This window comes from uncultured Thiodictyon sp., assembly GCF_903946935.1.
GTDB lineage: Bacteria > Pseudomonadota > Gammaproteobacteria > Chromatiales > Chromatiaceae > Thiodictyon.
In genome coordinates this window covers 1-13,172 of record NZ_CAJAXH010000257.1, presented here as the reverse complement: position 1 = coordinate 13,172, position 13,172 = coordinate 1, and the positions used below count along the sequence as shown (strand labels likewise).

The window sequence follows — 13,172 nt, the reverse complement described above, 5'->3', positions numbered from 1 at the left end:
TCTCAGGTCTTCGATTTGCGTGGGAAGCAAAGGCAGCACAACCGTTTCGGTCTCGGATAACATAGATGCACTTGGTGGGTCGATCTGTTGGGAACATTGCTATTCTAGCAGGGAAACTATTATATGGAAATCGCCTAACCTGATCGCCCGTACACTGTTCCTCACCATCGGCATGGAGCGCTTTGGCCGCCCGGCCACGCCGGCCACGCCGGCCAATGGCCAGGCGGCGGTCAAGGAATGGCTCGGCAAGCAGGGGCTGGATTTTCCCGAGCTGGTGGTCGAGAACGGCAGCGGGCTCGCGCGCGAGGACCGGATTGCCGCCGCCAGCATGGGGCGGCTGCTCGCCTGGGCCTATGCCAATCCGGGCATGTCAGAGCTGATGGCGTCGCTCCCGATCCTGGGCGTGGACGGCACCCTGCACCGCCGCTTCAAACACGAGTCGCTGCGCGGGCATGGGCATCTGAAGACCGGTACCATGGCCGGCGCCACCGGGCTTGCCGGCTTTGTGGACGATCGGGCGGGGCGCCGCTGGATCATGGTCTCGCTGATCAACAACCCGCGCCTACAGACCTGGCGCGGCAAGGCGGTGGAGGAGGCGGTGCTGCGCTGGCTCTATGGCGAGCCGGCAGCGGGGGCGGGCGGCCGCAAGGCGGCGGCCCCTGCTAAAGCGCGCAAGCCCTGAATGTGTCGCGGCCTGGGGGCCGCGCCTACGGCGGACTTTCAGAGCGAAGATTACATCCCCTTGGCCCCGCTGACCGAGTTGGCGAAAACCACTCCGGTCTGAATGGCGGTGATGGTGGGCACGATCTTGTCGAGCATCCGGGTCCAGGTGGTGAGTGTGGTGGGCGGGACATAGACCACGTCGCCGGGCTCCAGTTGGACGTCCTGCAGCTCGCCGGCGAGCACCTTCTTGAAGTCGACGACGATCAGGGTCGGATTGCTCAATGACCCGCGGATGACATGCACGCGCGAGAGGTCCGCATCGATGGTGAAGCCCTCGGCCAGGGCCAGTGTTTTCGACATCGGCATCTCGTCGCGGAAGCCGAAGAGGGCGGGGGTCTTGACCTCGCCGATGATATAGACCTCCTTGGACAGGCCAGAGGGGATGTTGATGTAATCCCCCGACTGCAATGCCACGTCGAAACGCATGTCGCCCTGACGCAGCAGGCGCACGAAGTCGACCGGCAGCAGCTTGCCTTGGCGCGCGACCAGGGCGTGGGTGAGATCGGCCAATTCAACCGAACTGGCCCGAAACTGCCCCTTACTGAGCCCCCCGGCCTTGGCCACCGCGGCGCTGACGGTCACATCGGTGATCAGCGGATAGCTGCCCGGGTGGGTCACCTCGCCGTTGATGACATAGGAGAGGCTGTTGAAGGCGGTGACGATGACCGTGACCTGCGGGGTGAGCAGATACTTGCGCAGGCCGGTCGTGAGTTCGGCGGATAACTCGTCGACGCTGTGCCCCTCGGCCTGCACGTCGCCGACCAGGGGGAACGAAATCTTGCCGTCCGGGCGCACCGGCACCGCGGGGATGGTGAGTTCCGGCTCGTCGTATACCGAGATGCTCAACACGTCCCCTTTGCCCAGGCGGGGCACCACCCGGGTGGCGGCGACCATCCGATTGAGTTCTGCCAGTTGCTCGTCGACGCTCTGGCGTCGGTCGAGCTGGGCGGGCGCCGGGGCCGTGGGTGAGTGCGTCCGGGGGGCGGCCGGGGGGGCGCCGACGCAGCCCACCGCCAAGGCGGCCGACAGGACGATGACCGGCAAGGCGGACTGGGGTGGGCGGCGGTTAGCAGGCATCGGGGGATTCAACCTAGAAAGAGCATTAGGCCGCAAATGAACGCAAACGAACGCAAATAAATACAGGAGGTTATCCGTTTGCAGATGAAGCGGACACTGTACCCGGCGGGGGCCTTGGTCATCGTTGCGGCCAGCGGCCATCTTCTGGAGTCCAAGGCTTCAGCCTTGGTCCTGTCCATCCAAGGCTAAAGCCTTGGACTCCGGCCCCGGGCCGGCGGGTAAGCCGAGCTTGCTCGAGTAAAACCCATAACAATCTATTCTATTTTGCGTTTCTTTTCGTTCATTTGCGGCTTAACCGATCTTTCTTGGGTTTAGGGTTCACTGGCCGGGGTTCGCGGCCGCCAGCGGTGCAACCAGCGCCGCCGGGCCGACGCCTTGGGCGCGGGCTGGAACAGCGGTGGACCCTCCAGCAGTTCATAAGGGACATCGGTGACCAGGATACCCTGGACCTTGGCCCCGCGTTCCTCCAGGAGTTCGGCCGTCTCGCGCAGTTGTTGGCGCGTCGTCTGGCCGCTGCGCGCCACCAGCAGCAGGTTGCCCAGGCTGGCGGCCGCCTCCAGCACCGTCTCTTGCGCGCTGCTGGGCGGCAGGTCGTAGACCAGATTGCGGCCGGACTCGCGCAGGGTATCGAGAATGGTGCGGAATTGCCGCGTGCCCAGGTCGATCAGATTGGGGTCTGGGCGCTGGATGGCGGGCGGCCCCTCGTCCTGCTCGGGGTCGGCGTCCGCCCCATCGCCAGTCGTCGGGGCGTCCAAGGCCAAATCGCCCGGCGGGGACCCGGCCGCCAGCAGGGCGAGGTCCGGCGTGGCAGTGACGGCCAGCAGGCTCGTCAGCGGGGCCTCGTCGCGCAGGGCCTGGAGCAGCCCGGATTGGTCCGCGGGCAGGCCCAACAAGGGGGCCGGATGCACCCCAGCCAGGCGGCGCAGGTCGGCGTCGACCAGGATCGTCGGGAGCTCCTTCAGCGCCAGGGCCTGGGCCAGGTTGGTGGCGACCAGGGTGCGGCCGGCCGCGGGTTCGGCACTGGTGATCCCCAGGCAGCGCCAGTGGGCGGGTTCCAATTGGGTGTCGAGCTCGTTGATCAGCCGCCGGAACAGGTCGGCGACCGGATCGGCGGGGCGCCGCGGGTCGATCAGCGCCGTCTCGCCCGCGGGGACCTGCTGGAACTCCCAGGCGAGTTCGAGCCCCGGAATGATCCCCAGTGCATCGCGGCGCGTCCGCAGCAGGGGGTCCAGCAGTTCCAGGAGTAGCGCGACCCCAAGCCCGATCCCCCCGCCGAGCACCACCCCGGCGATGGCGATGATCTTTTTCTTCGATGGCGCCGGTTCGGTGGGCGCGGTGGCCAGCTGGATCAGATCGAAGCCCGCCTCGTTGCGCCGCATCATCACCTCGGCCTCGTCCATCCGCCCGACCAGGCCCGCCACCAGATTCTCTGCCGCCGCCATGCGTGCCTTGAGCAACTGGAACTCCTTCTCCGCGGCCGTGAGCGCAGTGAGCTTGGCGCGGTTTTGTGCGACCGTCTCGGTGAGTGCCACGATCTGCGCCTCGCGTACCCGGATGTCGCTGGTGAGTGTACTCTGACGCGTTTGCAGGTCAGTGAGCTTGGCGTTGGCCGAATAGAGGTTCTCGGGCGCCCCCTCGTCCTTGCTTTCGGTAATCATTTGCTTGAGCACATCGACCCGGGTCTGGAGCTTGATGACCTTGGGGTTCTGCTCGGTATAGCGGCTGCGCGCCTCCTGCAATTGCCATTCGTAATCGCTCAACCGGGTCTTGAGCGGATTGCGGTAGACCGAGGAGGTGACCACCATGGCCGGCTCGCCCTTGACCGCCTGCTCGACCTCGATCAGGGTCCGCTTATAGGCTTGGAGCTCGGCGGTCTTGGTGTTGAGGTCCGCCTCCAGCAGGCTCAGGCTCCCCAGCAGGACCTGGGTCTCGGCATTAATGTCGGAGACCTGGTGCGCGGTCTTAAAGGTGCGCATCTGCGCGGTGACGCGGTCCAGCTCCTCCCGGGCGGCTGCCAGTTGCTTACTGTAGTTGGCGTAAGCGTCCGCGGCCTCGTCGCTCCGAAACTTGCGACTGCGCTCAACCAGCCCCTCGGCCACCGCGTTGGCGATCTGGGCGGCGATCCCCGGGTCATTCCACATCGCGGTAATCTGAAAGAGGCTCGAGTCCTTGCCGGATTTCACGTTGATCGCCGTGCCGAGTGTGCGCAGCGAGGCGTCGAGTTGGAGTGCCTTGGCGACTTCCAGCAGCGAGTCTGGCAGTTTGATGGTGTCAAGCAGGGTCTTGAGGTTGTAGGTCTGTAGTTCGAACGGCTTGGCCCCGCCCAGTGAGAATTGGTCCTGGCGGCTGTGCAGCATGACGGAGGCCGCGGCCTCCCATTTGGACTTGAGGCTCAGTGCGCCTGCCAGGAACAGACCGGCGATCGCCAGTGCGATCCCCACCGCCAACCACAGGCGCTTGAGGATGCCGCGGATCAGACGCTGGAGGTCCAGTCCCGGACCCTTGGGGGGCGGCGCTTCCTCCTCGCCCCCCATGCCCGGGAAGCCGGCGAAGGGCGAGGGGGGCTCGTCGGGGGTCTCCGGTGCGGCGGGCAACGGGGCCAGGTTGAACCCAGGCTCGACCGGTTCGCGCAGGTCCCAGGCGGCCTCCCCCGGGTCCGGCGTCGCGCCGGCGCCCTGGGCCCGCACGCGGTCGCGGATGCGCAGCTCCTGGCTCACGGCGGATCGATCCCGCCGTCGAACAGACCGCCGTGGCGGCGCAGATCCGCCACCACGGTGGCGATGGCGTCCGTGGTGAAGCGCCCCAGTCCCGCGGTGAGGAGATGGGCCAACGCGATCTTGCAGATGCGGTTGACCTCGCGCGGGATGCCCCGGCTGGCGCGAAACAGGGCCTCCAGGGCCGCCGGCTCGAAGGGGAACTCGCCCTGGTAACCGGAGACGCTGAGGCGGTGGCGCACATACTCCCGGGTCTCGTCCACCGTCAGGGCGGCGAGGTGAAAGCGCAGGCTCACCCGCTGATCCACCTGGGGCAGGCCTTGCAGTCGCTCGCGCAGTTCCGGCTGGCCGACCAGGATGACGGTCAGGAAATTCTGGCGCTCCGAGGCGATATTGGTGAGCCCCTTGACGGACTCCAGGCAGGGCAGGTCGAGCTGCTGGGCCTCGTCCAGCAGGATGACCAGATGGCGCCCGTGTCCGGCGACCTGTTCGGTCAGCACCCGCTTGAAGGCGGCCAGGCGACTGTAGCGATCCGGATAGTCCGCGGCGCGCAGGCGCTGGCCCTGGATCTGGCTCAGAATCTCCAGCAGCAGGTCGTCGAAGCCGAGCAGGCTGTTCTCGATACTGACCCGCGTGTGGGTCTCCGGCGAGAGTCGGGCGTGCAACACGGTGCGCAGCATGGTCTTGCCCGAGCCGATCTCCCCGGTCAGCAGGCCCATGCCCATGTTGCGGTCCTCGGCGAGAAACATCAGGCGCGACAGGGCCTCCGCATGCCCCGCCGACGGAAAAAAGTAGCGCGTGTCGCGGGTGTTGTCGAACGGCGGTGCGGGCGGGTTGTGTGCGGTCAGTAGTGGCTCAGGGATACCGGCCATGCCAGGTGTGCCTACATCGGTGCCGAAGGGTCAGCGGACTGGGATTAAGGGCCTAGTATATGGGTTCGGCGGGGAATTTAATCACGCTCCAGGCGCGCCCGGGTCTGCATCCGGACGATGTCCGGGACCCGCAGTCGGCTGGTCGGCCCCGCCCTCACAGCAGCTTGATCATCGCCGCCAAGGCGCCGGTCTGGGCGAACATGAGCGGGATGAGCCACATCAGCAGGGTGTTGCGGCTGCGCTCGATCGCGGTCGTGAGCTCACCGCGCAGGCGCTCGATATCGGTCTTGACCTCGCCTCGTAACTGCTCGATGTCGGTCTTGACCTCGCCCCGTAACTGTTCGATGTCGGTCCTGACCTCGCCCCGTAACTGCTCGATCTGCAAGGTCAGGTCGGAGCGCAATTGTTCGATCTCCTTTTGCAACCGCAACTCGGTCTCGCGTAACTGTTGGTGGGTCACCAGGTCCGGCAGGTGCGGGTAACGCTCTTCCAGACGCTCGAAGGCACCGGCGATCACCCGCGCCCGCGTGCGCTCGTCCGGCGCGTTGGCCAGGGCCTCGTAGAGTTCGACAACAGAGCCCATGGGATTGGTTTATTAGGGTCTAATGCAGGAGGAGTGGCGATAGTGTAGCCGAGATCCAAGGCTGAAGCCTTGGACTCCAAACAACGCGGGCGGCTACCAGGCAATCGCCGCCCCGTGCCGGAAGGTTCCGCCACTCGGGCGGCGACCCCGGCCCCGCAACCAACGCGGACGCCGGCCGCCGCCCAAGGCTCAGTTGTTCTGAATCACGATCCGCGGGAACTTGGACGCATAGTCCTTGGCGGTCAACGACAGCTTGGCCGCGGTCCGGCGGGCGATCTCCCGATAGATCGCGGTGGCGCGTGAGTCCGGCTGGGCGACCACCGTGGGCTTGCCGCTGTCGGTCTCCTCGCGGATGTGGATGTCGAGCGGCAGTGACCCCAGCAGGTCGATCTCGTACTGATCCGCCATGCTCTGCCCGCCGCCGGAGCCGAAGATGAACTCCTCGTTGCCGCACTTGGAGCAGATGTGGATGGACATGTTCTCCACCACGCCGAGCACCGGCACCTGCACCTTCTGGAACATCTTGAGCCCCTTGCGGGCGTCCAGCAGCGCAATGTCCTGGGGTGTGGTGACGATCACCGCACCGGAAACCGGCACCTTCTGGGCCAGCGTCAACTGGGTGTCGCCGGTGCCCGGGGGCAGGTCGATCACCAGATAGTCCAGGTCCGACCAGTTGGTGTCGTTCAGGAGCTGCTCCAGGGCCTGTGTCACCATGGGGCCGCGCCAGATCATCGGCGTCTCCTCGTCGATGAGGAAGCCGATGGACATGGCCTGGAGGTCGTAGGCCACCATCGGGTCCAGGCTGTTGTCCCCGGTGACCTCGGGCTTGCCGGTGATCCCGAGCATCCGCGGCTGGGAGGGGCCGTAGATGTCGGCATCCAGCAGGCCGACCCGCGCGCCCTCGGCGATCAGTGCCAGCGCCAGGTTGACCGCGGTGGTGGACTTGCCGACGCCGCCCTTGCCGGAGGCCACGGCGATGATGTTCTTCACCTGATCGATCGGCTTTAAGGCCTTCTGGACCCCGTGGGCGACGATCTTCCAACTGACATCCACCGCGACCTGTGCGACCCCGGGGATCGTCATCACCTGCGACTTCACCGCCTCGGCCAGGGATTCCTGGATGCCCTTGGCGGGGAAGCCCAGGACCACGGTGACCCGGACTTGGTCGCCCTCGATCGCGATGCCTTTGATCGCCCCGGCGGCGACCAAGTCGCGTTGGAGGTGCGGCTCCACGTAACCCTTGATTGCCGCCTCGACCAATTCTTTCGTCACTTCAGCCATGCTCTGCTCCGTATCTTCGATCGCGCACCGGCGGGGGCCGGCGCGCGTAGTGTGTCCGACGTTGCGCTCTCCGCCCGCCGATGATAAGGCCCGGAAATCGGTCCCGGGCCGCACTAAATCAAGGGCGGCGCCGTTGGTCGGCCCGCGCCCGCTCGTGAGATACTGCACCACTTTCCCTTAGATACCCCCTTCACGCACCCCACCGAGCCCTGCCATGAGCGACCCCCGCGAGATCCTGATCACCAGCGCGCTGCCCTATGCCAACGGGCCCATCCACATCGGCCACCTGGTGGAGTACATCCAGACCGACATCTGGGCGCGCTTCCAGCGGATGCGCGGCGAGCGCTGCTGGTATGTCTGCGCGGACGATGCCCACGGCACGCCGATCATGCTCAAGGCACGCCAGGAGGGGATCGCCCCGGAGGACCTGATCGCCCGGGTGGCGGCGGAGCACCAGGCGGACTTTGCCGACTTCCGGGTCGCCTTCGACAACTATCACTCGACCCACTCGGACGAGAACCGCCACTACGCGTGCCTGATCTATGCGCGCAACCGCGACGCCGGACACATCGCGCGGCGCACCATCACCCAGGCCTACGACCCGGTGGAGCAGATGTTCCTGCCCGACCGTTTCATCAAAGGGGAGTGCCCCAAGTGCGGCGCCCCGGACCAGTACGGCGACAATTGCGAGGCGTGCGGTGCAAGCTACTCGCCCAGCGAGCTGAAGAACCCGCGCTCGGCGGTCTCAGGCGCGGTGCCCGAGCAGCGCGAATCGGATCACTTCTTCTTCAAGCTCGCCGACTTCGATGACATGCTCCACGCCTGGACGCGCGGCGGCAGTCTCCAGAAGGAGGTCGCCAACAAGCTCGGCGAGTGGTTCGAGTCCGGGCTCCAGGAGTGGGACATCTCGCGCGACGCGCCCTATTTCGGCTTTGAGATCCCGGACCACCCGGGCAAGTTCTTCTATGTCTGGCTGGACGCCCCGATCGGCTACATGGCGAGCTTTCAAAATCTGTGCGACAGCCCGCGCGGGCAGGCGGCGGGGCTCGACTTCGACCGCTTCTGGGCGCCGGATTCCAAGGCCGAGCTGTACCACTTCATCGGCAAGGACATCATCTATTTCCACGCGCTGTTCTGGCCGGCGATGCTCTTTGGTGCCGGTTTTCGCGTCCCCTCGGCGGTCTTTGCCCACGGCTTCCTCACCGTGGACGGGGCCAAGATGTCCAAGTCGCGCGGCACCTTCATCAAGGCGCGGACCTATCTGGACCACCTGAACCCCGAGTATCTACGCTATTACTTTGCGGCCAAGCTGGGTTCCGGGGTGGACGATCTCGATCTGAATCTGGAGGATTTCCAGGCGCGGGTGAACGCGGACCTGGTGGGCAAGGTGGTGAATATCGCCAGTCGCTCCGCCGGCTTCATCACCAAGCGGTTCGACGGGCGCCTCTGCGCGGCCCTGCCGGACCCGGTCCTGTTCGCACAGTTCGTGGTCGCCGGCGATTCCATCGCGGACGCCTACGAGCGGCGCGAATACAGCCGGGCGGTGCGCGAGATCATGGCGATGGCGGACCGGGCGAACCAGTACATCGACGAACAGGCGCCCTGGGTGGTGGCCAAGCAGCCCGGGCGGGAGGCCGAGCTCCAGGACATCTGCACCATGGGGCTCAATCTGTTCCGGCTGCTTATCGGCTGGCTGCGGCCCATCCTGCCGGGCACCGCCGAGGCCTCTGAAGCCTTCCTTCAGGTCCAGCCACTCGCCTGGGCCGATCTGAGTCTGCCGCTGCTGGACCATGTGATCGCCCCCTTCAAACCGCTGATGACCCGGGTGGAACCGGCACAGGTCGCCGCCCTGTTGGAGGCATCCAAAGAGGACCTGTCGCACCAGGTCGTCCCCGCGACGGACAAGGGCGAGGTCCTGGCCCAGGCGGATACGGCCGCCCACCTGACGCGCGACCCCATCGCACCGACCATCGACTTCGATACCTTTGCCAAGATCGACCTGCGGGTGGCGCGCATCGTCGCGGCCGACCTGGTGGAGGGGGCCGACAAGCTGCTGTCCCTGACGCTCGACCTGGGTGGCGAGACCCGCCAGGTCTTCGCCGGCATCCGCTCCGCCTATACCCCGTCCGATCTGGTGGGGTCCCTCACCGTCATGGTCGCCAACCTGGCCCCGCGCAAGATGCGCTTCGGCGTCTCCGAGGGGATGGTCCTGGCGGCCGGGCCGGGCGGCAAGGACCTCTTCATCCTCTCCCCCGACGCGGGCGCCGAGCCGGGGATGAAGATCAAGTAGGAGCGGCCCCCCGGCCGCGACGGGGTTGCCGCGAGCGCCGACGCCTATCGGTCCGCGCAGCGGACCCTAGGGGCGCGGCGCCAAGCCGTAGGGTCCGCTGTGCGGACCAGCGATCGATTCATGCGGAACCGCACCGGCGGTTCGCCACACCCAGGACCTGTCATGCCCAAACAGAACCACCCCCAGGCCACCGAACTCGTCGTCGCCTGCGAACGCCCCGCGGGCTGGGCCGAGCCGCTGCGTGTCCACTTCTGGGAACAGTCCCCCGGCGGCGCCGGCAGCGACTGGCCGGGGGTGGCGATGGCGCCCGACCCGCGGCGCCCGGGCTGGTGGCTCTACCGCTTCCCGGCGACGCGCTCGGTGCGGCTGCTGTTCACGGATGGGCAGGGCCATCAGACCCCGGACTTCACCCGCGAGCGCAGCGGTTGGCTGGATGCCGTCGGTCGCTGGCATGACCAGGTGCCGCCCGCCGGTACGCCGGCCCGGCCGGCACCCCCACCGGTGCCGCGCCCAACCGTCCCCGACCGGCTGGCCCCGGTGTCCGAGCGGACCGACTTCCGCGAGGAGACCATCTATTTCCTCCTCACCACCCGCTTCTATGACGGCGACCCGAGCAACAGCTTCTTTTGCCGCGACCGCATCCGTTTCGACGAACACGGCCAGGCCACCGATCCCCACTGGCGCGGCGACTTCAAGGGCCTGATCGCGCGTCTGGACTACATCCGCGACCTGGGCTTCACCGCCATCTGGATCACCCCGCCGGTAGAGAACCGCTCCGGGCTCGACTATCACGGCTATCACGCCTACGACTGGACGCGCATCGACCCACGGCTGGAGTCGCCCGGGGCGACCTACAAGGACCTGATCGACGCCGCCCATGCCAAGGGGATCAAGATCATCCAGGACGTGGTGGTCAATCACTCCTGTCAGTACGGTATCCGCGGCCAGGTCCACATCGACCACCTGCCGATCAAATATTATGTCCCCCAAGGCTCAGAGCAGGGCCGGGTGGATCACGGCCCCTACCAGGGCAACCTGGGGAACTACGCCTGCCCCAACCGGGACGACATCGACAACCCGCTGGCCCCGGACTGGTGGCGGGAGCGGCACGCCCGTGACCCGCAGGGCCTGGAGCCGCTGGTCGACCCCAAGACCGGGGAGACGGTGCCGAAGCCCGGCTACAACCCGGGCCGCTTCTTCGGTGTCGACGCCAATCAACTGGACCCCAACTGGTACCACCAGGAGGGCTTCATCTGCGGTGGCGACTGGGAGAGCACCTGGCCGTTGCAGCACAAGCATCTGGCCGGTGATTGCATTGATCTCGCCACCGACCGGCAGAACGTCAAGGACTATCTCATCGGGTCCATCAACCGCTATCTGGACCTCGGCGTCGATGCGCTGCGCATCGATACCGTCAAGCACGTGGAGCGCGACAACCTGCTCGAATACGTCAACGCCTGGAAGGCCCACAAGCCGGGGCTCTTCGTCTTCGGCGAGAACCTGGTAAAGGGTTATGGCTGGGGGGATCTCGGCGGCGGCGACAATGGACCCAGCCAGATCCGCCCCTGGTGGTATACGCGCCTGGGGCATGACCCGCGCGACCCCAACGCCGGCGGTGACTCCGGCTTTTCGGTGCTGGACTTCGGGCTCTTCTCCACCTTCCGTGACACGGTGAGCAAGGGGACCTATGGCGGCACCGCGCAGATCCTCGGCATGGACTGGATCTATGGCGATGCGACCCGCCTGGTCACCTTCCTGCAAAATCACGACGTGGGGCCCGACAACGACTTCAAATACCGCTTCAAGGGCGACCAATGGATGGCCGCCGCCGCCTATAACCTGATCTGGACCGCGCGCGGTATCCCTTGTCTGTATTACGGCGAGGAGATCGAATTCATGAAGGGCGCCCCCCAGGACGTAGAGGGCGAGCGTGACACGCTCGACCAGACCGGGCGTGCCTATTTCGGCGACCACCTGACCGATGAGGCCATCGGCGCCACCCAGGCCCACCCACTCTATCAGCACATCCGGCGCCTGAACCAGATCCGCCGCGCCGTGCCCGCGCTGCAAAAGGCGCCGATGACCCGGGTGTCGGAGTGGGGGAGTGGGATGAGCTTTGTGCGTGACCTTTCTGAACAGGGTGACTATGCCGTGGTTGGCCTCGCCATCGGCTCAGACCAGCAGGTCACGGTTGACGGCGTGCCCGACGGCACTTACCGCGATGCCGTGACCGGCCACGAGGTCCAGGTCGGCGGTGGCCACCTGAGCTTCCATGTCCGTGCCAACTCCGCCGGCATCTATGTGCTGAATGGTCCCGGCAAGATTGGCGAGGATGGCGCCTACCTGCGCTGATCGCACGCCTCCCCTCGTGACACCGCTCCAGCGGTGTCACGCCTGTGTCGGGCGCTCTGCGCCCCCGAGGCCGCCGGGTCCCACTGTCCTGCGGCGGTGGCATGGGTCCCATGGCGTAAGCCGCAAGGCGTCGCCGGTTTGGTGACGGCGAGCCCCGCTTCGGCGGGGCCTTTTTTGAACGATCCACGACGACCTTGAACCATCCGCGCGCGCGTAGTAACGTATCTACATGCAGTTGTTTTGCGGGGCGCACCGATGACGATCACGACGATTTCAAGCCGCGAGTTCAATCAGGATACGAGTGGGGCCAAGAATGCCGCCAGAAGCGGGCCGGTGATCATCACCGATCGCGGTCGCCCGGCGCATGTCCTATTGACCATCGAGGAGTATCGACGGATCGCGGGCGGCGGTCGCAAGATCGCGGACCTGTTGGCGATGCCGGGCATCGACCAGGTGGAGTTGGAGATCCCCCGCTGGGATGAACAACCCCGGCCCGCGGACATCACCTGATGTACCTGCTCGACACCAACGTTATCTCTGAACTGCGCAAGGTCCGCTCCGGTAAGGCGGACACCCGGGTGGCCGTCTGGGCGGACAGTGTCGACACCCCGGATCTCTTCTTGTCCGCGATCACGATCCAGGAACTGGAGATCTCTTCTTGTCCGCGATCACGATCCAGGAACTGGAGATTGGCGTCTTGCTGGCCGAGCGTCGCGACCCGACCCAAGGGGCGATGCTCCGTGCCTGGTTGGAGCGCTATGTCATCCCCGCCTTTGCCGGTCGCGTCCTGTCTGTGGATACCGCGGTGGCCCGGGGCAGCGCGCGGCTTCATGTCCCGGACCCCCGCCCACTGCGCGACTCGTTCATTGCCGCCACTGCACTGGTGCATGGGATGACGGTCGTGACCCGGAATGTCCGCGATTTCGAGCCCTCCGGGGTATCGGTCCTCGATCCATGGGGCTGGGGTCTGTGATTGTGTGACGTAGAAGCAGCCCCCCGGCCGCGGCGGGTGCATGGTGTCCTTCCGGTAAGGCTGCATGAAATCCCGTCCCTGGCCCGGTAGCGTAGGAGCCCCGTTTTTGGTGATCCGGAGGCTCTACGATGTCACTACTCCCCGCCGCTGCCGATCTGGCGCAGACGGCCGCAGCCGTTGCCCACTGGCGCAGCACCACGTCGCCGGGCGCGCGCATTCCCGAGGAACTCTGGTCGCGTGCGGTTGAACTGGCCGCCCGCCATGGGGTGAGCAAGGTCGCCACGACCCTGCGGCTGAACTACACCGG

The 13,172-nt window shown here is 66.4% G+C and carries 10 protein-coding genes; 5 read left to right on the top strand and 5 right to left on the bottom strand.

The features are described 5' to 3' along the window. Positions 1-19: 19 nt before the first annotated feature. A complete protein-coding gene (locus tag QZX93_RS22915) occupies positions 20-682 on the top strand; it encodes a D-alanyl-D-alanine carboxypeptidase (protein ID WP_295394961.1) in 663 nt (220 codons plus the stop codon). Positions 683-732: 50 nt separating this feature from the next. On the opposite strand, the gene QZX93_RS22910 is transcribed toward QZX93_RS22915, so the two are convergent. From QZX93_RS22910 to apbC, 5 genes are all read right to left on the bottom strand, one after another. Next, on the bottom strand, positions 733-1,800 hold the full coding sequence (locus QZX93_RS22910) for a polysaccharide biosynthesis/export family protein (RefSeq protein ID WP_295383732.1): 1,068 nt from the start codon (positions 1,798-1,800) through the stop codon (positions 733-735). Between the two features lie 311 nt (positions 1,801-2,111). After that, complete coding sequence (locus QZX93_RS22905) at positions 2,112-4,517, bottom strand: polysaccharide biosynthesis tyrosine autokinase (protein ID WP_295383730.1); 2,406 nt, start codon at positions 4,515-4,517, stop codon at positions 2,112-2,114. Then, positions 4,514-5,386, bottom strand: coding sequence for an AAA family ATPase (locus tag QZX93_RS22900; protein ID WP_295383728.1), 873 nt, complete (start codon positions 5,384-5,386; stop codon positions 4,514-4,516). Before QZX93_RS22900 ends, QZX93_RS22905 begins: the two co-directional genes overlap by 4 nt. Positions 5,387-5,540: 154 nt before the next feature. Then, positions 5,541-5,969 carry a DUF1640 domain-containing protein gene (locus tag QZX93_RS22895; RefSeq protein WP_295383726.1) on the bottom strand — a complete coding sequence of 143 codons (429 nt, stop codon included), beginning with the start codon at positions 5,967-5,969 and terminating at the stop codon, positions 5,541-5,543. Positions 5,970-6,158: 189 nt separating this feature from the next. Further along, the gene (apbC, locus tag QZX93_RS22890; RefSeq protein WP_295383724.1) at positions 6,159-7,250 is read right to left on the bottom strand and encodes an iron-sulfur cluster carrier protein ApbC; all 1,092 of its coding nucleotides are present in this window, start codon (positions 7,248-7,250) and stop codon (positions 6,159-6,161) included. A 214-nt stretch (positions 7,251-7,464) separates the two neighbouring features. On the opposite strand from apbC, the gene metG reads away from it, so the two are divergent. The 4 genes from metG to QZX93_RS22870 all read left to right on the top strand — a co-directional run bounded on the left by metG (position 7,465) and on the right by QZX93_RS22870 (position 12,865). After that, a complete protein-coding gene (metG, locus tag QZX93_RS22885) occupies positions 7,465-9,540 on the top strand; it encodes a methionine--tRNA ligase (RefSeq protein WP_295383721.1) in 2,076 nt (691 codons plus the stop codon). Positions 9,541-9,702: 162 nt separating this feature from the next. Next, positions 9,703-11,892 carry an alpha-amylase family glycosyl hydrolase gene (locus QZX93_RS22880; RefSeq protein ID WP_295383719.1) on the top strand — a complete coding sequence of 730 codons (2,190 nt, stop codon included), beginning with the start codon at positions 9,703-9,705 and terminating at the stop codon, positions 11,890-11,892. 255 nt (positions 11,893-12,147) lie between these two features. Beyond that, positions 12,148-12,402 carry a type II toxin-antitoxin system Phd/YefM family antitoxin gene (locus QZX93_RS22875; RefSeq protein ID WP_295383717.1) on the top strand — a complete coding sequence of 85 codons (255 nt, stop codon included), beginning with the start codon at positions 12,148-12,150 and terminating at the stop codon, positions 12,400-12,402. A gap of 148 nt (positions 12,403-12,550) precedes the next feature. Then, positions 12,551-12,865: a type II toxin-antitoxin system VapC family toxin gene (locus tag QZX93_RS22870; protein WP_295383715.1), complete on the top strand. Its 315-nt coding sequence runs from the start codon at positions 12,551-12,553 to the stop codon at positions 12,863-12,865. Positions 12,866-13,172: the final 307 nt, after the last annotated feature.

Excerpts from the sequence above, each read along its gene's own strand:
- apbC (WP_295383724.1), bottom strand. The coding sequence starts at position 7,250 with ATGGCTGAAGTGACGAAAGAATTGGTCGAGGCGGCAATCAAGGGTTAC.
- QZX93_RS22880 (WP_295383719.1), top strand. The coding sequence starts at position 9,703 with ATGCCCAAACAGAACCACCCCCAGGCCACCGAACTCGTCGTCGCCTGC.
- QZX93_RS22895 (WP_295383726.1), bottom strand. The coding sequence starts at position 5,969 with ATGGGCTCTGTTGTCGAACTCTACGAGGCCCTGGCCAACGCGCCGGAC.
- QZX93_RS22910 (WP_295383732.1), bottom strand. The coding sequence starts at position 1,800 with ATGCCTGCTAACCGCCGCCCACCCCAGTCCGCCTTGCCGGTCATCGTC.
- metG (WP_295383721.1), top strand. The coding sequence starts at position 7,465 with ATGAGCGACCCCCGCGAGATCCTGATCACCAGCGCGCTGCCCTATGCC.
- QZX93_RS22900 (WP_295383728.1), bottom strand. The coding sequence starts at position 5,386 with ATGGCCGGTATCCCTGAGCCACTACTGACCGCACACAACCCGCCCGCA.
- QZX93_RS22875 (WP_295383717.1), top strand. The coding sequence starts at position 12,148 with ATGACGATCACGACGATTTCAAGCCGCGAGTTCAATCAGGATACGAGT.